Here is a 20581-nt window from a genome sequence, read left to right as displayed (position 1 = left end):
AGCGGGAGAGGGGAGCAAACCGGCAGCGGGAACATTGCCTCGAACTTTCCAACTCCCGCTTGTGTACTCCCTCTCCCGCTTGCGGGAGAGGGTCGGGGTGAGGGCGGGGAGCGTCAACGAAGTGAAGGCCGTCGCAATTGCCACCGCCGGCCCTCTCCCCCCTGCCCCTCTCCCGCAAGCGGGACAGGGCAGCACAGCGCTGGCATCGGAAACAGATTTCGCAGTATCAAGCCACAGGATTTCACCGTGACCGCATTGCTTTCCACCTTCAGCCTGACCTCCCTGCCGCCGCACGCCGTGGCGTTCCGTGGCGAGGTGCGGGCCTTTCTCGATGAACACCTGCCCGCGCTGCCGCCGGAAACCCGCGCGCGTTCGTGGATGGGCTTCGATGCCGGCTTCAGCCGGGCGCTGGCCGCGCGCGGCTGGGTCGGCATCACGCTGCCGGCGCAGTTCGGCGGCGCGGGGCTGGACCCGTTCTCGCGCTTCGTGCTGGTGGAGGAATTGCTGGCCTGCGGCGCGCCGGTGTCGGCGCACTGGATCGCCGACCGCCAGAGCGGCCCGCTGATCCTGCGCTACGGCAACGACGCGCAGAAGGCGCGCTACCTGCCCGCGATCAGCCGCGGCGAGGCCTTTTTCTGCATCGGCATGAGCGAGCCCAATTCCGGCTCGGACCTGGCCAGCGTGGCCACGCGCGCGGTGCGGCAGGCGGATGGCAGCTGGCGCCTGAACGGGCGCAAGATCTGGACCACCAACGCCGACCGCTGCCACTTCATGATCGCGCTGGTGCGCACCTCCGGCACGCCGCAGGACCGGCAGGCGGGACTGTCGCAGTTCATCGTCGACCTGCACGCACCGGGCGTGACGGTGCGGCCGATCCACGACCTGACCGGCGATGCGCACTTTTCGGAGGTCACCTTCGACGACGTGGCGCTGGCCCCCGATGCGCTGGTCGGCAACGAAGGCAGCGGCTGGGAGCAGGTCAACGCCGAGCTGGCGTTCGAGCGCAGCGGGCCGGAGCGTCTGTATTCCAGCGTGGTGCTGCTCGACACCTGGCTCGACGCGCTGCGCCGGCTGCCGCCCGCGCGCCGCGACACCGTTACCGCGGGCCGCCTGGCCGGCCACCTGGCGGTGCTGCGCGCGATGTCGCTCGCGGTCACGGCGCGGCTGGCCGCGGGCGAGAGCCCGGTGGTCGAGGCCGCGCTGGTGAAGGACCTGGGCACCACCTTCGAGCAGTCGATCCCGGCGCTGGTGGAAGCCGCGCTCGGCGACGAACCGGCGCTGGCGGCCGACGGCGCGCTGTACCGCACCCTGGCCTATGTCACGCAGATCGCGCCGTCTTACTCGCTGCGCGGCGGCACCCGCGAAATCCTGCGCGGCATGATCGCGCGCGGGCTCGGCCTGCGCTGATCCGGCCCCGTCGACTGCCATCCTGAACGAGATTGCCCATGCATAACGCCTACTCTGATGCCCTCGACGCGCTGCTGCGCGACTGCTGCACGCCCGCCACGGTGCGCGCGCTGGAACAGCAGGCCGACCCGCGGCCGCTTTGGCAAGCGCTGCAGCAAAGCGGCTTTGCCGATTGCCTGTTGCCCGAAGCCGCCGGCGGCGCCGCGCTGTCGCTGCGCGAGCTGGCGCCGGTGCTGTTCGTCACCGGCCGCCATGCCCTGCCGCTGCCGCTGGCGCAGACCATCTTTGCGCGCGCCCTGCTGCATGCCGGCGGCGTCGCGCTGCCCGACGGCCCGATCGCGCTGGCCGGCTTTGACGACGGCGCTGCCGCCACGCTGGTGGCCGACGCGCGCCATGCGCAATGGTTCCTGCTGCAGGATGGCGAGCGCTGCCTGCTGCTGCCCGCCGCCGCGGCCCGCGCCGAAGCTACCGGCGCGCACGGCGACCTGATGCTGCGCGTGCCGCGCCCCGAGGCCACCGTGCCCGCGGCATGCCGGCTGCCTGCCGGCATGCTGCGCACGCTGGGCGCCTGCCTGCATGCGGCGCAGCTGGCCGGAGCGCTCTCGCATGTGCTCGACCTGACCCTGCAATACGCCAACGACCGCCAGCAGTTCGGCCGCGCCATCGGCAAGTTCCAGGCGATCCAGCACCAGGTCAGCGAGATGGCCGAACATGTCGCCGCGGCGCGCGTGGCGGCGCAGCTGGCCTGCGACAGCGACGGCGCCACGCCCGAGCGCCTGCGCGCGGCGATCGGCAAGCTGCGCGCCAGCGACGCGGTCACGCCGGTGGCGGCGATCGCGCATGCGGTGCACGGCGCCATCGGCATTACCGAGGAATATGACCTGCAGCTCTATACGCGCCGGCTGCATGCGTGGCGCGTGGCGGACGGGTCGGAGCGCTGGTGGAGCCGGGTGCTGGGCGAAGCGGTCTGCGCCAGCGAAGGCCGCAAGGCGGTGGAGCTGGTGCGCGGCTGGTGCGAGCCGGCAGCCGCCGCCTGAAGCGGCGGGCCGGCCGGCTGAGCCGCCCGCTCAGGCGGCCAGGCTCAGCCCGCTGCCGTGCGGGCGGCGGTGGCGGCGCTCAGGCTTGCATTCGTACTTGAGCTCGGTGCGGCCGTCTTCGTAAGCCACCTCAAGCCGCACGGTAAAGCCCCACAGCCGGGTCACGTGGCGCACCACTTCATCGAAGTTGTGCGCCAGCGGCCGCCGGTCGCTCTGCAAGTGGCGCAGCGTCAGCGAGCGGTCGCCGCCGACATCGACGTTGGTGACCTGGATATTGGGCTCCATGCTGGACAGGTCATACTGCGCCGCCATCAGCTGGCGGATCGCGCGGTAGCCCTCGTCGTCATGGATCGCGGTGACGCGCAGCTTGCCCTCGCGGTCATCGTCCAGCACCGAGAACAGCTTCAGTTCGCGGATCACGCGCGGCGACAGGAACTGCAGCAGGAAGCTCTCGTCCTTGAAGTTGCGCATGGCGAAGTCCAGCGTCTTGCGCCAGTCGGTGCCGGCGATCTCGGGCGCCCAGCGGTAGTCTTCCTCGGTCGGGTTCTCGCACATGCGGCGCAGGTCCTGGAACATCAGGAAACCCACCGTGTACGGATTCATGCCGCTGTAGTAGGGGCTGTGGTAAGGCGGCTGGTAGATGACGTTGGTGTGCGCCTGCAGCAGCTCCATCATGAAGGCGTCGTTGACCAGCTTTTCCTCGTACAGCTGGTTGATGATGGTGTAGTGCCAGAACGTGGCCCAGCCTTCGTTCATCACCTTGGTCTGGCGCTGCGGGTAGAAATACTGCGCGATCTTGCGCACGATGCGCACGATCTCGCGCTGCCATGGGGCCAGCTTGGGCGCGTTCTTCTCGATGAAGTACAGCAGGTTCTCCTGCGGCTCCGGCGGGAACGGCACATCGGGCTCGGACGTATCGTCTTCCGACGCCAGCGCGTGCGGCCGGTGCTTGGGCAGCGTGCGCCACAGGTCGTTGACCTGCATCTGCAGGTAGTTCTCGCGGTCGGCCTGGCGCGCCTTTTCCTCGGTGATCGACAGCTTCTTGGGCCGCTTGTAGCGGTCCACGCCGTAGTTCTGCAGCGCGTGGCACGAGTCCAGCAGCAGTTCCACCTCCTGCTCGCCGTAGCGCTGCTCGCACTCGGCGACATAGTTCTTGGCGAACAGCAGGTAGTCGACGATGGCGTCCGCGTTGGTCCAGGTGCGGAACAGGTAGTTGCCCTTGAAGAAGGAGTTGTGGCCGTAGCAGGCATGCGCGATCGTCAGCGCCTGCATCGGCATGGTGTTCTCCTCCATCAGGTAGGCGATGCAGGGATTGGAGTTGATGACGATCTCGTAGGCCAGCCCCATATGGCCGCGCTGGTAGCTGCGCTCCGACGCGAGGAAGTGCTTGCCGTAGGACCAGTGGCTGTAGCCCACCGGCAGCCCCGCCGACGCGTAGGCGTCGAGCATCTGCTCCGCGGTGATGATCTCGATCTGGTTGGGATAGGTATCCAGGCCGAATTCGCCGGCGATGCGCGAGATCTCGCGGTCATACCGGTTGATCAGTTCGAAGGTCCATTCCGAACCCGTGGACAGATAAGCCATCTTCGCCCCTTTTGTCCGCGCAGGACAGGCAGGCCGGTGCTTGCGGCGCGGAATCGCCGCCAGGTCCCCTGTCTTGCCAATCTTGCCTTCTTCACCGCGGCTTGCCGGCCATTGCCGCCCATTGCCGTCACTGGCCAGCCAGCACTGATTATGCCGCGCGTTTCTGGAACAGGTCGTGCAGCACCGGGTAGATCTCGTCCGCGCCGATGATGCGCTGCATCGCAAAGTGATCGAACTGGCTCTTCACCGTCAGATACTCTTCCCAGAGGTTCTGCGGCTCTTCCGAGGCCACTTCCACGTAGGCGTAGTACTGCACCAGCGGCAGGATCGACTCGCGCAGCAGGCGCCCGCACAGCTCGGAATCGCCGGCCCAGTTGTCGCCGTCGGACGCCTGCGCGCAGTAGATATTCCATTGGCTGGGCGGATAGCGGTCGTGGATGACCTCCACCATCAGCTTCAGCGCGCTCGACACCACGGTGCCGCCGGATTCGCGCGAGTGGAAGAAATCTTCCTCTTCGACTTCCTTGGCCACGGTGTGATGGCGGATAAACACCACGTCGATGCGCTCGTAGTTGCGCTTCAGGAACAGGTACAGCAGCATGAAGAAGCGCTTGGCCAGGTCCTTGCGGCTTTCGTCCATCGAGCCGGACACGTCCATCAGGCAGAACATCACCGCTTGGGCCTGCGGGCGCTTCTTCAGCACGCGGTTGTTGTAGCGCAGGTCGAGCTTCTCGATAAAGGGAACGCGGTCGATGCAGGCACGCAGGTGCCGCATCTTCTCCATCAGCTCGAGCGTGTGCTCGGCGTAGGGGCCGTCTTTTTCCAGCGCCTCGGCATAGGCCAGCTCCAGTTCGCGCAGGCGCTTCTGGTAAGGGCTGGACAGCGCGATGCGCCGCCCCAGCGAGCTGCGCATGGTGCGCAGGATCGACAGGTTGGACGGAGTGCCGTCGATGGAAAAGCCGGCGCGCACCTTGCGCACTTCGGCAATCTTGGCGAGGTGGCGCTTGGCCAGGTCCGGCAGCGCCATGTCCTCGAAGAAGAAGTTGAGGAAGTCCTCGCGCGACAGCGTGAAGACGAAATCGTCCTCGCCCTCGCCGCTGTCGCTGGCCCGCGAACCGGTGCCGCCGCCGCCCTGCTGCTGGCGGTCGAAGGAATCGCCCTTGACGAACTTCTTGTTGCCAGGGTGAATCCACTCGCGCCGCCCGCCCGGGCCGTGGTGGAAGATCGGTTCGCTGATGTCCTTGACCGGAATGGACACCTGGCCGCTCTGCTCGATGTCCATGATCTTCCGGCCGGACACCGCCTTTGCCACCGCTTGCCGGATCTGCTCGCGGTAGCGCTTGATGAAGCGTTGCTGGTTGACGGCACTCTTGTTGCCGCCGTTTTCGCGCCGATCGATGACCGTAGCCATATGTTGCCCTCGTTGAGAGACCTGTTCCGCGGCGCCGTTACGATGACTTTCTTACGCGCAGATACCACTCCACCAACAGTCTCACTTGCTTGGGCGTGTACCCCTTCTCGACCATGCGGTTGACGAAGTTCTCGTGCTTGTCCTGGTCTTCGCGCGAAGACTTGGCGTTGAACGAGATCACCGGCAACAGGTCCTCGGTGGTGGAGAACATGCGCTTCTCGATCACCATCCGCAGCTTTTCATAGCTGGTCCAGACCGGGTTCTTGCCGCCGTTGTTGGCCCGCGCCCGCAGCACGAAGTTGACGATCTCGTTGCGGAAGTCCTTCGGGTTCGAGATACCCGCGGGTTTTTCCACTTTCTCGAGCTCGTCGTTCAGCGCGTTGCGGTCGAGGATTTCGCCGGTGTTGGGATCGCGGTACTCCTGGTCCTGGATCCACAGGTCGGCGAACACCACATAGCGGTCGAAGATGTTCTGCCCATACTCCGAATACGACTCCAGGTAGGCGGTCTGGATCTCCTTGCCGATGAACTCGACGAACGGGGTGGTCAGGTACTCCTTGATATACGACAGCAGCTTGGCTTCCTGCTCCGGCGGGAACTGCTCGCGCTCGATCTGCTGCTCGAGCACATACAGCAGGTGCACCGGGTTGGCCGCCACTTCGGTGTTGTCGAAGTTGAAGACCTTGGACAAGACCTTGAACGCGAAGCGCGTCGACAGCCCGTTCATGCCTTCGTCGATGCCGGCGTAGTCGCGGTATTCCTGGTACGACTTCGCCTTCGGGTCCACGTCTTTCAGGCTCTCGCCGTCATAGACGCGCATCTTCGAGAAGATGTTCGAGTTCTCGGGCTCCTTGATGCGGGTGAGCACCGCGAACTGCGCCATCATCTTCAGCGTGTTGGGCGCGCATGGCGCTGCCGACAGCGAACTGCTGCGCAGCAGCTTGTCGTAGATCTTGACCTCGTCGGACACGCGCAGGCAGTACGGGACCTTGACGATATAGATCCGGTCGAGGAAGGCCTCGTTGTTCTTGTCCGCCTTGAAGGTCTGCCACTCGGCCTCGTTCGAGTGCGCCAGGATGACGCCGTCGAACGGGATCGCGCCGAAGCCTTCCGTGCCCTTGTAGTTGCCTTCCTGGGTCGCGGTCAGCAGCGGGTGCAGCACCTTGATCGGCGCCTTGAACATTTCGACGAACTCGAGCAGGCCGCGGTTGGCCAGGCACAGGCCGCCGGAGTACGAGTACGCGTCCGGGTCGTCCTGCGGGAAGTCCTCGAGCTTGCGGATATCGACCTTGCCCACCAGCGACGAGATGTCCTGGTTGTTCTCGTCGCCCGGCTCGGTCTTCGAGATCGCGATCTGCGACAGCACCGACGGGCGCAGCTTCACCACCTTGAACCTGGTGATGTCGCCGTTGAACTCGTGCAGGCGCTTGACCGCCCAGGGCGAGGCAATGGTGTTCAGGTAGCGCACCGGGATGCCGTAGTCCTCTTCCAGGATCTTGCCGTCTTCTTCGGGCGAGAACAGACCCAGGGGCGACTCGTGGATGGGCGAACCCTTCAGTGCGTAGATGGGAATCTGCTCCATCAACGCCTTGAGCTTCTCCGCGAGCGAGGACTTGCCGCCGCCGGGAGGCCCGAGCAGATACAGGATCTGCTTGCGCTCTTCGAGGCCCTGCGCGGCGTGCTTGAAGAACGAGACGATCTGCTCGATCGTGTCCTCCATGCCGTAGAAGTCGCGGAAGGCCGGATAGATGCGGATGACCTTGTTGAAGAACAGGCGGGACAGCCTGGGATCGTGGTGGGTATCCACCAGCTCAGGCTGACCGATCGCGGCGAGCATGCGTTCGGCAGCGGTCGCGTAGGCAGTCGGATCCTTCTTGCAGATCTCCAGGTATTCCTGGATGCTGTATTCCTCTTCCTTGCGAGCTTCGAAGCGCGTAGCGTAATGGCCAAAAATGTCCATACCTCACTCCCGTCAGAGTTCACGTCCGAGGCGTAGGTAGTGCTACCCCAAAGGCTTCGCGCAACGTTCGCGGTACACCACCCCGGCCTGGCGACCTGTCATGTTGCGAAGTCTTTACTTCATCATAGTCAAATAACGGCGATGGTGGAGTCCGAGTTGACGAATCTTGCATCGACGCAACGGATGTTTCGGTGCTGCCTTGCCGCTGCATTTTCCGCCGGATTCTTCTGTCAGCGTCTGGCTGATTTGTACTCGGCTTCGCCCCCGCGCGTGACGGGCCATTGACCATGCTTGTGACAAACCTTACACCTTTCCCGCGATCCGTGCACATCCGGTTTTGTAACCATAAGCACGAAAGCCGGCAATGGTGCCGGCTCTCATTTCTCGCATGGCGTTACGCGTTTTGCGCGCACTAGCACAAAGACAGTGCTGATAGCGCAGCGCCCGCGCAGGCGGGTCAGAGCGTGCGCGCGACCAGCTCCTTCATGATCTCGTTGGAGCCGCCGAAGATCTTGCTCACGCGTGCGTTGGCGTACATGCGCGCGATCGGGTATTCCAGCATGTAGCCATAGCCGCCGTGCAACTGCAGGCACTCGTCGATGACCTGGCAATTCTGTTGGGTGCACCACCATTTGGCCATTGCCGCGGTGGCCGCGTCGAGCTGGCCGTCCATCAGGCGCTGCATGCAGTCATCGACGAAGGTCGCGGCGATGGTGGCCACGGTCTTGCACTCCGCCAGCTTGAAGCGGGTGTTCTGCAGGTCGCCGAGCGGCTGGCCGAACACCTTGCGCTGGCGCACGTATTCGGTGGTCAGCTCGATCGCGCGCTGCATGGTGGCCACCGCGCCCAGCGCGATGATCATCCGCTCCTGCGGCAGCTGCTGCATCAGCTGGTAGAAGCCCTGCCCTTCCTGCGTGCCGAGCAGGTTCTCGCATGGCACCAGCACGTCGTCGAAGAACAGCTCGGCGGTGTCCTGGCCCTTCTGCCCGATCTTTTCCAGAATGCGGCCGCGGCGGAAGCCGGGCAGGTCGCGGGTTTCCACCATGACCAGCGACACGCCGCGCGAGCCGGCTTCCGGATCGGTCTTGGCCACCACGCAGATCAGGTCGGCATGGTAGCCGTTGGTGATGAAGGTCTTGGCGCCGTTGATGCGATAGCAGTCTCCGTCCGGGGTCTGTTCGCGCAGTGCGCGGGTGCGTATCGCTTTGAGATCGGAACCGGCGCCAGGTTCCGACATGGCGATGGCCGCCACCAGTTCGCCGCTGGCCATCTGCGGCAGCCACTTCTGCTTCTGCGCTTCGGTGCCGTAGCGCAGCAGATAATGCGCCACGATGCCGCTGTGCACGTTATTGCCCAGGCTGGTGCAGACCGCGCGCGACATCTCCTGGGTGATGATGGCCTCGTGGGCAAAGGTGCCGCCGCCGCCGCCGTACTCCTCGGGGATGCTGGCGCACAGCAGCCCGATCTGGCCGGCGCGGCGCCACATGTCGCGGTCGATATAGCCCTGCTCGGCCCAGCGCGCCTCGTTCGGCGCGAGTTCGCGCTCGACGAAGCGGCGCACGGTGTCCTGGAACATTTCCAGGTCTTCGTTCATCCAGGGGGTCTGGCGGGCGGCGGGCGCCGCGTGTTGGTCTTGGGATCCCATATGTGTACTGATATCAGGGTAAACGAGAGGTATGAACACGCAGGCTGCGGACGATGCCGGCCGCCTGCCTATATAGATAAGGGCGAGCGCCGCGGGCGTGCGCGATGCTGCGGAGCAGCAGGCGCCGCCCGCCCGCTCAGTCCGGCCAGCGGTAGCGCAGCGGCTCCTTGGCCATGAAGCGGTCGGCCGCCTCGCGGCGGTAGCCGGTGGAGAAGGCGATGCCCTGCGCGTCGGCCTCCATCGCCAGCATGGTGTGCAGGTCCTGGCCCAGGGATGCGTTCAGCGCCTGCTTGGTCAGGCTGACCGCGACCGGCGAGGCCTGCGTAAAGGCTTGCGCCAGTGCCCGCGCGCGCTCCTGCAGGCTGTCGGCCGGCACGATTTCCATGACGATGCCAAGGTCTTGCGCCGCCTGCGCGTTGAGCTCGCGCATCGAGAACATCAGCGCCTTGGCCCGCTGCAGGCCGATCATCCGCGGCAGCGTGTAGAACACGCCACAGTCCGGCACCAGCCCCATGCGCAGGAACGGCAGCCCGAAGCGCGCGCGCGGCGTGGCCAGGATGATGTCGGCGGTCAGCGCCAGGCTGAAGCCGGCGCCGTAGGCGGCGCCGTCGACCGCGGCGATGACCGGCACGTCGAGCTGGATCAGGTCTTCCAGCCAGCCGTGCAGCTTGCGCAGGCGCTTGCGGCCCTGCTCGGCGCTGATCTCGACCTGCATCGAGCTGATGTCGCCGCCCGACGAGAAATCGGTGCCGGCCGCGGTCAGGACCAGCGCGCGCACGCTGTCGTCGTCCCGTATCCGGCGGATCACTTCGCCGATCTCCTCGCGCATCGGCAGCGACAGCGCGTTCTTGCGCGCCGGCGCGTCCAGCGTCAGCGTGGCGACGCCGTCCTCGACGGCAAAACGGATGGTTTCCATGGCGTGGTCTCCGGTACGGTGTCAGTCCAGCTGGATATTGGCGTCGCGCACGATCCTGGCCCACTTGGGCGTGTCGCCGGCGACCACGGCGGCCAGTTCCTGCGGCGTCGAGCCCACCGGCTGCAAACCCATGCCGGCCAGCTTCTGCGTCACTTCGGGCAGCCGCACGATGCGCGCGGTCTCGGCGGCCAGCCTTGCGGTCACGTCGCGCGGCGCGTTGCCGGGCAGGAACAGCCCGAACCAGCCATTGGGCTCGAACCCGGCCAGGCCCAGTTCGGTGAAGGTCGGCACATTGGGCAGCGCCTTGTAGCGCTGGGTCCCGGTGATGCCCAGGATCTTGAACTTGTTGCTGGAAAGGTAGGGGTTGGCCGAGGTCACGTCGACAAAGGCGCTGTCGACCTGGCCGCCCAGCAGGTCGCTCATCAGCGGCGCCGCACCCTTGTACGGGATATGCGCGATCTCGATGCCGGCCTGCTGCCTGAGCAGTTCGCCGTGCAGGTGCGACGAGGTGCCGTTGCCGTACGAGCCATAGCTGAGCTTGCCGGACTTGGCCAGCGCCAGGAACTCGCGCATGGTGGCGGCGGGAACGCGGTTGGGCACCACGAACAGGTCGGACGACTTGGCGATCAGCGAGACCGGGGTGAAGTCCCTGGCCACGTCGTAGGGGGTGCGCTTGTACAGCGCCGGCGACTGGATCAGCGCGGTGATCGCCAGCAGCAGGGTGTAGCCGTCGGCCGGCGCCTTGGCGACGGTATCGTTGCCCAGCATGCCGCTGGCGCCGGGCTTGTTTTCCACCACCACCGGCTGGCCCAGGCTTTCGGCCAGGCGCTGGCCGATCAGGCGCCCGACGGTATCGGTGCCGCCGCCGGCCGGGTAGGGCACGATCAGGCGGATCGGCTTGGCGGGGTACGGCTGCTGGGCCAGGGCCTGGCCCACGCCGCCAAGGACGGCCGCGCCGGCCAGGGTGCCGGCCTGCGCCAGCCAGTTGCGTCTGCTCTGCTGCATGGTGTCTCTCTCTCTCTGCTGCTCGGTTGCTGTGCTGCGTGCCGGTCTGCGCCGGCCTCAGGCGCGCGGGGTGTCCGCCTGCATCTCGCGCTCCTGCAGGGCGCGCCACAGGATCTTGCCGGTGGCCGACTTGGGCAGCGCCTCGACCACGTCGACGATGCGCGGCACCTTGTACGCCGCCATATGCTCGCGGCACCAGGCCATGATGCGTTCCGGGTCGGCTTCGGCGGTGCCGCGCGCGTCGGGGCGCAGCGCCACCACCGCCTTGACGGTCTCGCCGCGGCGCTCGTCGCGCGCCGCGATCACGCAGGCCTCGTGGATGGCGGGGTGGCCGTACAGCATGTTCTCGACCTCGGCCGGCCAGACCTTGTAGCCGGACGCGTTGATCATGCGCTTGAGCCGGTCGCGCATGAAGAAATAGCCTTCCTCGTCCATGAAGCCCAGGTCGCCGGTGCGCAGGAAGCGCTTGCCGTCGATCTCGGTGAAGGTGGCGGCGTTGGCGTCTTCGTTGTGCCAGTAGCCCTGCATCACCTGGCCGCCATGGACCACGATCTCGCCGGTCTCGCCGGGTGGCAGCTCGCGCAGGGTCTCGGGGTCGACCACGCGCGCGTCGACACCGAAGGTGGCAATGCCCAGGCACTCCCGCTTGGGCTGGTTGCGCGGGTTCGACAGGATGAAGGCCGCGGTCTCGGTCATGCCGTAGGCCTCGACGTAGGGCAGCCCGAAGCGCTGCTGCAGCATGTTGGCCACCGCTTCCGGCATGGCCGCGCCGCCGCCGCCGACGTACGCCAGGCTGGACAGGTCGCGCTGGTCGATGCCCGGCTGGGAGAAGAAGTCCACCATCATCGCCGGCGGCGCGCCCCACACCGAGACGCGGTAGCGCTCGATCAGGTCCGCGGCCAGCGCACGGTCCCAGCGCGGCATCAGCACCACCGTCGAACCCAGGTAGAGCGGCGAGTTCATGCAGTTCTGCATGCCCAGCAGGTGGAACATCGGCGCCACCGCCAGCACCACCGATTCCGGCGTGGCGCCGCGCCAGATCACCGAACCGGCCGCGGCGGTCATCAGCGTGCCGTGGGTGTGCATGCAGCCCTTGGGGTTGCCGGTGGTGCCGGAGGTATAGGCCAGCATGCACAGCGTGTCGTAGCCGGCCTGGTGCGGCAGCGGCCGGAGCCCGGCGCTGCTGGCCGCGTCCCATGCCACCGGCAGCGCGCCCGAGGGTGCGGCCTGCGGCGCGGGCGGCGGCTCGCGCAGCCACGCCGGCACCGGCAGGCCGCCGTCGTCGCGCAGCATGCCGGCGTAGTCGTGCAGGATCACGTGGCGCAGCGCCGGGCCGTGCAGCGGCGCCATGCGCGGGTACAGCTCGGTGCCGGCGAAGGCGGCGACCGCGCCGCTGTCCTGCACCACGTGGGCCAGTTCGGCTTCCAGCCACATCGGGTTGGCGGGCACGACCACGCCTTCGGCGCGCAGGATGGCGTAGTAGGCAATGATGAACTGCGGGCAGTTCTGGCTGAACAGCACCACGCGGTCGCCGGGCCGGATGCCGCAGGCCTGCTGCAGGTAGCCGGCCATCCGTTCGATCGCTTCATGCAGCTCGCCATAGGAGATCGCGGTGCCGAAATACTGGATCGCGGTCTTGTCCGGGTAGCGCCGCGCCGCCACCTCGACGTTGTAGAACAGGCTGGTGCGTGGCGTATGCAGCGTGGCCGGCAGGCCGGGCGGCCAGGCGGGAGAACGGAACGGCTGGGTAGAGCTTGTAGCAGGCTTCATTGCGGCAATCGACGGGTCAGATGCGGGTCAAATACAGGTCAAACACAGGTCAAATACGGGTCAAGCGGAAAGGGCTCAGTCCAGGCGGATATTGCGCGTGCGGATCACCTTGCCCCAGCGCACGTAATCGGCCTGGATGGTCTGGGCGAACGCGTCCGGCGTGCTGCCGCTCAGGATCACGCCAAGCTCGCTCATGCGCTTGCGCACGTCGGGCTGGGCCAGCACGCGGTTGACGTCGGCGGAGAATTTCTCGACGATCGGCCGCGGCGTCGCGGCCGGCAGCAGCAGGCCGAACCAGCCCATCGCGTCCATGCCTTCGATGCCGGCCTCGCGGAAGGTGGGCACATCCGGCAGTTGCGGCGCGCGCGCCGGTCCGGTCACCGCCAGCGCGCGCAGCCGGCCGGTGGCGACATGGGGCTTGGCCCCCATCACCGAGATCACCGCCGCCGGCACCTGGCCGCCGAGCAGGTCGTTCAGCTCCGGCGCCTCGCCCTTGTATGAAACATGGAGCATGTCGATCCTGGCGGCCTCGTTGAAGACCTCGCCATACAGGTGGCCGCTGGAGCCGGCGCCGAACGAGCCATAGGAGAACTGCTTTGGCTTGGCGCGCACCAGCGCGATGAAGTCCTTCAGGTTGGTCGCCGGCACGGCATTGCTGTTGACCGCGAACACCAGGTTGGTGGTGCCGAGTTCCGACACCGCGGCAAAGTCCTTCACCGGGTCGTACGGCGCGCGGGAATACAGGCTGGGCGCCTGCACCAGCGGCGTGATCGTCAGCAGCGCGGTGTAGCCGTCGGCCTCGGCGCGGGCGACCACTTCGGCGCCCAGCATGCCGCTGGCGCCCGGGCGGTTTTCCACCACCACCGGCCGCTTCCACTGCTTGCCCAGGCCCTCGGCCAGCGCGCGCGCCAGCACGTCGGTGGCGCCGCCCGCGGGGAACGGCACCACCATGCGCACGGTGCGTGCCGGAAAATCCTGCGCCTGCGCGTGCGCCATGCCGGCGCCCAGCATGCCGCCGACCAGCCCGCTCCACGCCAGCCACCCCGCGCCAAGGCGGACGAGGGTACGGCGACGCATACCACGCTGCGCACTACGATCTGCCTGCATGTGTTGTCTCCTTGGTTTTTCCGGTGGCCGGCACCCGGCTGTAGCCGCGTTGCCAGACCCGTCCGGGCCGGTGGGCCGGCCTTGTAGAGTGCTTTGCCGGAGAGTGCGCGATGCTGCGGTGCGTGGACAATGACCAGACGCGCCAAAATGATTGGCCGAATCGCTCAGGCGGAAGGCAGGCTTTGGCAAATCCCGATTGTGCGGCGCGGCGCGGGCTTGCTAAGGTGGCGCCATGATGTGGCCAGAGGCCCAGGAAAGCCGGAAAGCGCCTGAAAGAGCCGGCACCGGGGCGCGTCGCCGTGACGAGGAGACCCATGCAAACAGCCGTTCTGCCATCGCTGCGCCCGCCGATGCCGGGCAAGCCGCACATTGCGGGCCAGGCGCTGCCGCTTGCCCGCCTGCGCGACGCCAGCGGCGTTGCCACGCCAGGCCCCGCGGTGGAATCCACCACGCCAGCGCCGGCACGCCACACCATCGCCATCCAGCACGTAACGCACATCCTGCAGGGCGCCCGCCGGCTCGGCCACGACATCGATGCCCTGCTGCGCCGCGCCGACATCTCGCCGGCGCTGCTGGCCTCGCCCAGCGCGCGCGTGACGCAGGGCCAGTACGCGGCGCTGATCCGCACGCTGCGCCGGGTCATGCGCGACGAACTGTGGGGACTGCTGGAGCGGCCCGTGACGCCCGGCGTGTTCGCGCAGGTGTGCCGCAGCCTGGTCCATTGCGGCACGCTCGAAGACGCCATCCGCACCGGGCTGCGGCTGTACCGCCAGCATATCGACGCCTTCGCGCCGCGCCTGCACGTCAGCGCCGACGGCCGCACCGCCGCGGTGGTGCTGCACCCGCGCGCGCCCGCTTCGGCCTGCCGCAGCTTTGCCGAATCGACCTTCGTGTTCCACGCCTACGCGCTGGTCAGCTGGCTGGTCGCCGGGCAGATCCCGCTGACGCGCGTCGCGCTGAGCGCCGCCGCGTCGCAGGGCCGCACCGATACCGAGCGCGTGTTCAAGGCCGCGGTCAGCTACGGCCAGCCCGTGACCGCGCTGCATTTCGACGCCGCCTCGCTGCGCCTGCCGGTGATGCAGGACGCCGCCAGCCTGCGCGAATTCCTGCGCGAGACCCCGCGCAACCTGCTGATCCGCTACCGCGACAACAGCTGCCTGGCCGAACGCATCCGCCAGCACCTGCGCTCGCACCTGGACGATGAACTGCCTTCGCTGGAACAGATGGCGCAGCTGCTGCGGCTGACGCCGCAGACCCTGCGCCGCCGCCTGCGCGACGAAGGGCGCGGCTACCAGAGCATCAAGGACAGCCTGCGGCGCGACGTGGCCATCGGCATGATGGAACGCCCCGGCATGACGCTGCAGGACGTGGCGCTGCGGCTCGGCTTTTCCGAGCCCAGCACCTTCCACCGCGCCTTCAAGAAATGGACCGGCGTGGCGCCGGGGGAATACCGCATGCGCGGGATGCGGGCGGAGGGCGCAGCGGGGGCCTAGCGCAAGCTGTCGGTTTACTCGAGCCGGATCTCGCCGTCGAAGCGCGCCTGCAGCTTCACCGCCGCCAGCTCCAGCGTCACCGACACCGGCAGGTGCTCGTTGCCGGCCAGCGTGCCGTCGGCGACGGCGCGGGCGATGGCCTGCTCGATCTCGCGCTGGGAACTGACCCCGACCACCTTCAGGAACTTGCGGATGCTGAGGTTGAAGGTCTCTTCGTCCATGGCTGTCTCCGGGAAGGAAGCGGCATGCGGCCGCTACCCGGACAGCCTACGCCACTGACGGCATCCGTGCAGCAGCGCCGCGCGGATGACGCGGCGGCCGGCAACCGGCCGCCGCGTTTGCGTCGGCGCTGAGACGCGCTTACACCACGCCCTGTTCGCGCAGCCGCGCGATGCGCTCGGCCGACAGCCCCAGCACCGTTTCCAGCACCTGCTCCGTATGCTGGCCCAGCCGGGGCGGCGGCGCATCGTACTGGACCGGGGTCGCAGACAGCCGCAGCGGGCTCTTGACGGTCGGGCACACGCTGCCGTCGTCGCACACCAGGTCGACCTGCAGCTCGCGATGCCGCACCTGCGGATCTTCCAGCACCTGGCCGTAGTCGTTGATCGGCCCGCACGGAATGCCCTGCGCTTCCAGCGCCTGCACCCAGTGCGCGGTCGGACGGCTGCGCATATGAGCCTCGAGCAGCGGCACCAGCGTGTCGCGATGGATGATGCGCCCGGGGCCCGTGGCAAAGCGCTCGTCGGCGGCCAGGTCGGGGCGTTCGATGCCGCGGCAGTACGCCTGCCACTGCCCGTCGTTGCCGGCCGCGACGATCATGTAGCCGTCGGCGGTGGCGAACACATGGTAGGGCACCATGTTGGCGTGTGCGTTGCCGAAGCGCGGCATGGCCTTGCCGGTCACGCGCTGGGCGATGATGGGGGTGGCGCCGACCGCCACCACCGCGTCGAGCAGCGCCATGTCGATATGCTGGCCCTCGCCGGTGCGTTCGGCATGGCGCAGCGCGGCCAGCACCGCGACGGTGGCGTACATGCCGGTCAGCATGTCGACCACCGCCACGCCCACCTTCTGCGGCCCGCCGCCGGGCAGGTCGTCGCGCTCGCCGGTGACGCTCATCAGGCCGCCCAGGCCCTGGAAGATAAAGTCGTAGCCGGGCTTGTGCGCGCTCGGCCCGGTCTGGCCGTAGCCCGTGATCGAGCAGTAGACGATGGACGGGTTGACCGCCTTCAGGCTGTCATAGTCCAGCCCGTAGCGCTTCAGGTCGCCGACCTTGTAGTTCTCCAGCACGATCTGCGACTTCGCGGCCAGCTCGCGCACGATCTGCTGCCCTTGCGGGCTGGCGATATCCAGCGTGACCGACTGCTTGCCGCGGTTGGCGCCGGCAAAGTACGTCGCGTCGCGCGACGGCTGCCCGTCCGCGCCGGGCAGCCACGGCGGCCCCCACGAACGGGTATCGTCGCCGGCGCCGGGCCGCTCCACCTTGATCACTTCGGCGCCCAGGTCCGCCAGGTTCTGCGCGCACCACGGCCCGGCCAGGATGCGCGACAGGTCCAGCACGCGCACGCCGGCAAGCGCGCCGCGCGCCGGGGCTTGGCCGCCCGCCATCAGATCGGGTCCCAGCTGATCACGTCGGGCGAGCGCTCCAGCTTGAAGAAGCTGCTGCGCATGGCCGGCATCGCGATCTCGCCCACCGACTCGGGCGTCCAGCCCTCGCTCATGTGGACCGAGCGCACCGGACGCGGCTGGCTCATCAGGATGATCTCGTTGGCGCGCACCGCGAAGATCTGGCCGTTGACCTCGCTCGCCGCGTGGCTGGCCAGGTAGACCGCCACCGGGCCGATCTTGCCGGCTTCCATCTTCTGCAGCTTGGCCACGCGCGCCTTTTCTTCCGGGGTTTCGGCCGGGATCGAGCTGGTCATGCGGCTCCACGCGAACGGCGCGATGCAGTTCGAGCGCACGTTGAAGCGCTGCATGTCCAGCGCGATCGACTTCGACAATGCGGCGATGCCGAGCTTGGCCGCCGAGTAGTTAGCCTGGCCCAGGTTGCCGATCAGGCCCGAGGTGGAAGTCATGTGCACGTAGGCGCCGCCCTCCTGGTCCTTGAAGTAGTTGGCCGCGGCGCGGCTGACGAAGAAGGTGCCGTTCAGGTGCACGTCGATCACCGAGCGCCATTCTTCTTCGTTCATCTTGAAGAACATGCGGTCGCGCAGGTTGCCGGCGTTGTTGACCACGGCGTCGATGCGGCCGAAGTTGTCCAGCGCGCATTGCACGATGGCGTTGGCGCCGGCCCAGGTCGACACGCTGTCGGTATTGGCCACGGCTTCGCCGCCGGCGGCGCGGATTTCCTCGACCACGCGTTGCGCGGGGCCGGCGTCGCCGCCCTCGCCGGACATCGACACGCCCAGGTCATTGACCACCACCCGGGCGCCTGCGGCCGCCATCGCCAGCGCGATGCCGCGACCGATCCCACCCCCAGCGCCCGTTACCAGCGCGACCTTGCCTGCCATCAAACCGCTCATTACGTTGCTCCTCTGAATACTTTTTGTGCGGTCACCGACCGCAAACCCGGCGAAACTGCCCCTGCACGGCGGGCAGCGCCCGCCGCTGCGGACAATCCGGATGTCCACGCCGCAGTGGATACGATAAATTGACGCCCGCGCCTTTGGAATTCACGAATCACAAAACTGGCCTTTGGCCTGACGGAAGCCCATGCATTACGACCTGACCGACCTCCGCCTCTTTTTGAATGTCGGCGAGACGGAGAACCTGACCCGTGCCGCCGAGCGCAGCTTTCTGTCGCTGCCCGCGGCCAGCACGCGGATCAAGCAACTGGAAGAGGCGTTCCAGACACAATTGCTGATCCGACAGGTCAAGGGCGTGCGGCTCACGCCGGCGGGCGATGCGCTGCTGCGCCATGCGCGCGAGGTCTTCCGCGAGCTCGAATGCCTGCACGCGGACCTGCGGCCGTATGCCAAGGGCGTGAAGGGCCGCGTGCGGCTGCTGGCCAACACCACCGCGACCAACTCGTTCCTGGCCACGGGCGTCTCGCGCTTCCTGAGCGAGAACCCGGACGTGGACATCGAGCTGGAAGAGCATTTGTCGCAGGAGATCGTGTCGGCGATCAGCGCCGGCGCGGCCGATCTCGGCATCGTCGCCGGCGAGGTCGCCACGCAGGACCTGGATGCGATGCACCTGTGCAGCGACGCGCTGATCGTGATCGCCCCGGTCAACCATCCGCTGCCGACGTTCAAGCGCCTGCATTTCGCCGACCTGCTCGACACCTGCCGCTTTGTCGGCCTGAACCAGTTCAGCGCGATCCAGTCGTTCCTCGACCGCATTGCCGCCGGCATGGGCAAGCGCATCAGCCTGCGCATCCAGGTCGGCAGCTTCGACGCGGTATGCCGCATGGTCGAGGCCGGCGCGGGCATCGCCATCGTCCCCAACAGCTGCGCGCGCCGCTACGCCAGCCGCAAGGTGCTGCGCTTTATCCCGCTCGAAGACGAATGGGCCAGGCGCGAACTGCGCCTGGTGCGCCGGCCGGGGCGCGAACTGCCCCAGTTCGCCGAAACCCTGATCCAGTACCTGGTCGACGCCGCGCGCGAGCCGGTGTAGCGCGCCGCGCGGTTTCAGCCGGCGCCCAGCCCGCCGCCGTGCACCACCAGCGCCGCCAGCGGACGCAGCGACACCACCATCACCAGCAGCAGGCCCATGGCGAACACGCCGGGCCAGCTGGTGCGGCCGCGGCGCACCAGCGAGTCGTTTTCCAGTTCGGGCGAGTAGTGGTACTCGCGCAGATGCCGGATGGTGGCCTCGGCGTGCCAGCGGTAGAGTTCGTTGCCATACAGGCCCAGCAGCAGCGCCAGCGCGTACAGCAGCGGCCGGCCCGCCACCGGCAGTTCCAGGCCGAACCAGGCATGCAGCAGCGGCTCGGCGCCGACGATCAGCGCATAGACGCCCACCTGCCAGTACATGCGCCGGTAAGCCATCCAGAACGGGCCCAGCAGGCAGGCCGCCCAGTTCCACGAGATGCCGCTGTGGGTTTCGGCGACCGACCAGCGCTCGCCGTAGTACGGAAAGCGCGGCCCCACGAATGCGGCCAGTGCCGCGTCGTCACGGATCGATGCATGCATGCCAACCTCCCTTCTGCTGCGTCGGCGGCGCCCTGACGTCGCGGCGCGGCCTGTGCCACAGCATAGGTTGCGCGCGACCCCGGCTGTGTGCGCCGGCGCGCATTCGGCGCCGGAAAGTCGGGGGAAAGGGACAGGTCGGCGCGCAAGGGCACAGACCGGCGCACGGGTCCGTGGTGCGGCAACGCTACTTCCAGCGTTGCAGGATCTGCAGGATGACCAGCGTGAATACGGTGGCGATCACCGCCGTGGTGTCGCGCCCCAATCCCGCCGCCACGCCGATGGCCGCCACCATCCAGATGCTGGCCGCGGTGGTCAGGCCCTTGATATGGGCTTCGTCGTTCTGCTTGAGGATGGCGCCGGCGCCCAGGAAGCCGATGCCGGCGATCAGCCCCTGCAGCACGCGGCTCATGTCGGCCAGCGGCACGCCGGCCTGCAGCGGCACCAGCACGAACAGCGCCGAGCCCAGCGCCACCAGCATATGGGTGCGCAGCCCCGCCGCCTTGCCGGAGGATTCGCGCTCATAGCCGATCAGGCCGCCCAGCAGCACCGCCATGCACAGCCGCACCAGGATGCGGGTGGCCTCGGCCGCGTCCGGCACATCGGCAAATTCGGCGCGAAAAGCGCGCAAGATCTCGGTCCAGACTGACTCCATCGCCAACCTCCGGGACTTGGGTGCAGGCCTGAGCGTAGCACGCCACACCCGGCCCCCGGCAACACCCGTGCGCCACATCGCCGCGTGGTCCGACGTGTGCGGCGACGTCCTACAAGCCAAGCGGAACCTCCCCGACAGTCCCGCCGGCGCGGCATTCCTATATTGGAATCACCAACCACTGCCATCCCATGGAGTTGCACCATGCCCTATATCCTCGCCTGGCTACTTGGTGTTCCGGCTTTTGTCCTGGTCCTGATCTGGCTCTTCGTCCACTGACCGGCAGGCCGTGCCGGAAGCACCGGCCCTACCCTCCACTGGCGCTGCGCGCGCCGCACCTTGCACGCCCGGTTCGCCGGGCGTTTCGCATGTCGGGGCCGGCTTGCGCGCACTGCCGCGCCGCCCCGCTGCACCGCTTGCAGCGCACGTAAGCCGCACCTAAGCCGCACCTGAGTCGCACCTGAGTC

Annotated in this window: 17 protein-coding genes; 4 read left to right on the top strand and 13 right to left on the bottom strand. The window is 67.7% G+C overall.

Translation table 11 applies throughout. The features are described 5' to 3' along the window. The first annotated feature begins 246 nt into the window (after positions 1 to 246). Together CBM2594_RS17525 and CBM2594_RS17520 are read left to right on the top strand one after the other, a co-directional pair. The gene (locus CBM2594_RS17525) at positions 247 to 1407 is read left to right on the top strand and encodes an acyl-CoA dehydrogenase family protein (RefSeq protein ID WP_116358098.1); all 1161 of its coding nucleotides are present in this window, start codon (positions 247 to 249) and stop codon (positions 1405 to 1407) included. Between the two features lie 38 nt (positions 1408 to 1445). Further along, on the top strand, positions 1446 to 2444 hold the full coding sequence (locus tag CBM2594_RS17520; protein WP_116358097.1) for an acyl-CoA dehydrogenase: 999 nt from the start codon (positions 1446 to 1448) through the stop codon (positions 2442 to 2444). A 30-nt stretch (positions 2445 to 2474) separates the two neighbouring features. On the opposite strand, the gene CBM2594_RS17515 is transcribed toward CBM2594_RS17520, so the two are convergent. The 8 genes from CBM2594_RS17515 to CBM2594_RS17480 all read right to left on the bottom strand — a co-directional run bounded on the left by CBM2594_RS17515 (position 2475) and on the right by CBM2594_RS17480 (position 13842). Then, on the bottom strand, positions 2475 to 4028 hold the full coding sequence (locus CBM2594_RS17515) for a SpoVR family protein (protein WP_116358096.1): 1554 nt from the start codon (positions 4026 to 4028) through the stop codon (positions 2475 to 2477). Between the two features lie 148 nt (positions 4029 to 4176). Then, entirely contained in the window at positions 4177 to 5439 is a 1263-nt protein-coding gene (locus CBM2594_RS17510; RefSeq protein ID WP_116358095.1) for a YeaH/YhbH family protein, read from the bottom strand. Positions 5440 to 5476: 37 nt separating this feature from the next. Further along, positions 5477 to 7399: a PrkA family serine protein kinase gene (locus tag CBM2594_RS17505; RefSeq protein ID WP_116358094.1), complete on the bottom strand. Its 1923-nt coding sequence runs from the start codon at positions 7397 to 7399 to the stop codon at positions 5477 to 5479. Between the two features lie 457 nt (positions 7400 to 7856). Continuing rightward, on the bottom strand, positions 7857 to 9044 hold the full coding sequence (locus CBM2594_RS17500) for an acyl-CoA dehydrogenase family protein (RefSeq protein ID WP_116358093.1): 1188 nt from the start codon (positions 9042 to 9044) through the stop codon (positions 7857 to 7859). A 136-nt stretch (positions 9045 to 9180) separates the two neighbouring features. After that, positions 9181 to 9960 carry an enoyl-CoA hydratase/isomerase family protein gene (locus tag CBM2594_RS17495; protein WP_116358092.1) on the bottom strand — a complete coding sequence of 260 codons (780 nt, stop codon included), beginning with the start codon at positions 9958 to 9960 and terminating at the stop codon, positions 9181 to 9183. 21 nt (positions 9961 to 9981) lie between these two features. Then, a complete protein-coding gene (locus CBM2594_RS17490) occupies positions 9982 to 10965 on the bottom strand; it encodes a Bug family tripartite tricarboxylate transporter substrate binding protein (RefSeq protein WP_116358091.1) in 984 nt (327 codons plus the stop codon). A 57-nt stretch (positions 10966 to 11022) separates the two neighbouring features. Then, positions 11023 to 12735, bottom strand: a complete 1713-nt coding sequence (locus tag CBM2594_RS17485) for a long-chain fatty acid--CoA ligase (RefSeq protein WP_116358090.1) — start codon at positions 12733 to 12735, stop codon at positions 11023 to 11025. A gap of 75 nt (positions 12736 to 12810) precedes the next feature. Continuing rightward, on the bottom strand, positions 12811 to 13842 hold the full coding sequence (locus tag CBM2594_RS17480; RefSeq protein WP_373457595.1) for a Bug family tripartite tricarboxylate transporter substrate binding protein: 1032 nt from the start codon (positions 13840 to 13842) through the stop codon (positions 12811 to 12813). A gap of 314 nt (positions 13843 to 14156) precedes the next feature. On the opposite strand from CBM2594_RS17480, the gene CBM2594_RS17475 reads away from it, so the two are divergent. Then, positions 14157 to 15335 (top strand): AraC family transcriptional regulator, encoded by a 1179-nt coding sequence (locus tag CBM2594_RS17475; RefSeq protein WP_116358088.1) that lies wholly within the window; start codon positions 14157 to 14159, stop codon positions 15333 to 15335. Between the two features lie 14 nt (positions 15336 to 15349). Here the strand turns inward: CBM2594_RS17475 and CBM2594_RS17470 are convergent, their stop codons facing one another. The 3 genes from CBM2594_RS17470 to CBM2594_RS17460 form a co-directional block, all read right to left on the bottom strand. Further along, positions 15350 to 15556 (bottom strand): DUF6494 family protein, encoded by a 207-nt coding sequence (locus CBM2594_RS17470; protein ID WP_116358087.1) that lies wholly within the window; start codon positions 15554 to 15556, stop codon positions 15350 to 15352. A gap of 139 nt (positions 15557 to 15695) precedes the next feature. Beyond that, positions 15696 to 16940 (bottom strand): CaiB/BaiF CoA transferase family protein, encoded by a 1245-nt coding sequence (locus tag CBM2594_RS17465; protein ID WP_116358086.1) that lies wholly within the window; start codon positions 16938 to 16940, stop codon positions 15696 to 15698. Further along, positions 16940 to 17854 (bottom strand): SDR family NAD(P)-dependent oxidoreductase, encoded by a 915-nt coding sequence (locus tag CBM2594_RS17460; protein ID WP_116358085.1) that lies wholly within the window; start codon positions 17852 to 17854, stop codon positions 16940 to 16942. The genes CBM2594_RS17465 and CBM2594_RS17460 overlap by 1 nt, the downstream gene beginning before the upstream one ends. A gap of 190 nt (positions 17855 to 18044) precedes the next feature. On the opposite strand from CBM2594_RS17460, the gene CBM2594_RS17455 reads away from it, so the two are divergent. Further along, complete coding sequence (locus tag CBM2594_RS17455) at positions 18045 to 18947, top strand: LysR substrate-binding domain-containing protein (RefSeq protein ID WP_012355383.1); 903 nt, start codon at positions 18045 to 18047, stop codon at positions 18945 to 18947. 14 nt (positions 18948 to 18961) lie between these two features. On the opposite strand, the gene CBM2594_RS17450 is transcribed toward CBM2594_RS17455, so the two are convergent. After that, positions 18962 to 19465 (bottom strand): DUF2628 domain-containing protein, encoded by a 504-nt coding sequence (locus tag CBM2594_RS17450; RefSeq protein ID WP_116358084.1) that lies wholly within the window; start codon positions 19463 to 19465, stop codon positions 18962 to 18964. 184 nt (positions 19466 to 19649) lie between these two features. Continuing rightward, complete coding sequence (locus tag CBM2594_RS17445; RefSeq protein ID WP_116358083.1) at positions 19650 to 20117, bottom strand: MgtC/SapB family protein; 468 nt, start codon at positions 20115 to 20117, stop codon at positions 19650 to 19652. Positions 20118 to 20581: the final 464 nt, after the last annotated feature.

This window comes from Cupriavidus taiwanensis, from assembly GCF_900249755.1.
Lineage (GTDB): Bacteria > Pseudomonadota > Gammaproteobacteria > Burkholderiales > Burkholderiaceae > Cupriavidus > Cupriavidus taiwanensis_D.
Note: the sequence above shows the minus strand (reverse complement) of the source record. Positions and strands in the feature narration are given on the sequence as shown.

Coding starts and splice junctions, on each gene's coding strand:
- CBM2594_RS17520 (WP_116358097.1), top strand. CDS start 1,446: ATGCATAACGCCTACTCTGATGCCCTCGACGCGCTGCTGCGCGACTGC.
- CBM2594_RS17515 (WP_116358096.1), bottom strand. CDS start 4,028: ATGGCTTATCTGTCCACGGGTTCGGAATGGACCTTCGAACTGATCAAC.
- CBM2594_RS17510 (WP_116358095.1), bottom strand. CDS start 5,439: ATGGCTACGGTCATCGATCGGCGCGAAAACGGCGGCAACAAGAGTGCC.
- CBM2594_RS17505 (WP_116358094.1), bottom strand. CDS start 7,399: ATGGACATTTTTGGCCATTACGCTACGCGCTTCGAAGCTCGCAAGGAA.
- CBM2594_RS17500 (WP_116358093.1), bottom strand. CDS start 9,044: ATGGGATCCCAAGACCAACACGCGGCGCCCGCCGCCCGCCAGACCCCC.
- CBM2594_RS17495 (WP_116358092.1), bottom strand. CDS start 9,960: ATGGAAACCATCCGTTTTGCCGTCGAGGACGGCGTCGCCACGCTGACG.
- CBM2594_RS17490 (WP_116358091.1), bottom strand. CDS start 10,965: ATGCAGCAGAGCAGACGCAACTGGCTGGCGCAGGCCGGCACCCTGGCC.
- CBM2594_RS17485 (WP_116358090.1), bottom strand. CDS start 12,735: ATGAAGCCTGCTACAAGCTCTACCCAGCCGTTCCGTTCTCCCGCCTGG.
- CBM2594_RS17480 (WP_373457595.1), bottom strand. CDS start 13,842: ATGCAGGCAGATCGTAGTGCGCAGCGTGGTATGCGTCGCCGTACCCTC.
- CBM2594_RS17475 (WP_116358088.1), top strand. CDS start 14,157: ATGCAAACAGCCGTTCTGCCATCGCTGCGCCCGCCGATGCCGGGCAAG.
- CBM2594_RS17470 (WP_116358087.1), bottom strand. CDS start 15,556: ATGGACGAAGAGACCTTCAACCTCAGCATCCGCAAGTTCCTGAAGGTG.
- CBM2594_RS17465 (WP_116358086.1), bottom strand. CDS start 16,940: ATGGCGGGCGGCCAAGCCCCGGCGCGCGGCGCGCTTGCCGGCGTGCGC.
- CBM2594_RS17460 (WP_116358085.1), bottom strand. CDS start 17,854: ATGAGCGGTTTGATGGCAGGCAAGGTCGCGCTGGTAACGGGCGCTGGG.
- CBM2594_RS17455 (WP_012355383.1), top strand. CDS start 18,045: ATGCATTACGACCTGACCGACCTCCGCCTCTTTTTGAATGTCGGCGAG.
- CBM2594_RS17450 (WP_116358084.1), bottom strand. CDS start 19,465: ATGCATGCATCGATCCGTGACGACGCGGCACTGGCCGCATTCGTGGGG.
- CBM2594_RS17445 (WP_116358083.1), bottom strand. CDS start 20,117: ATGGAGTCAGTCTGGACCGAGATCTTGCGCGCTTTTCGCGCCGAATTT.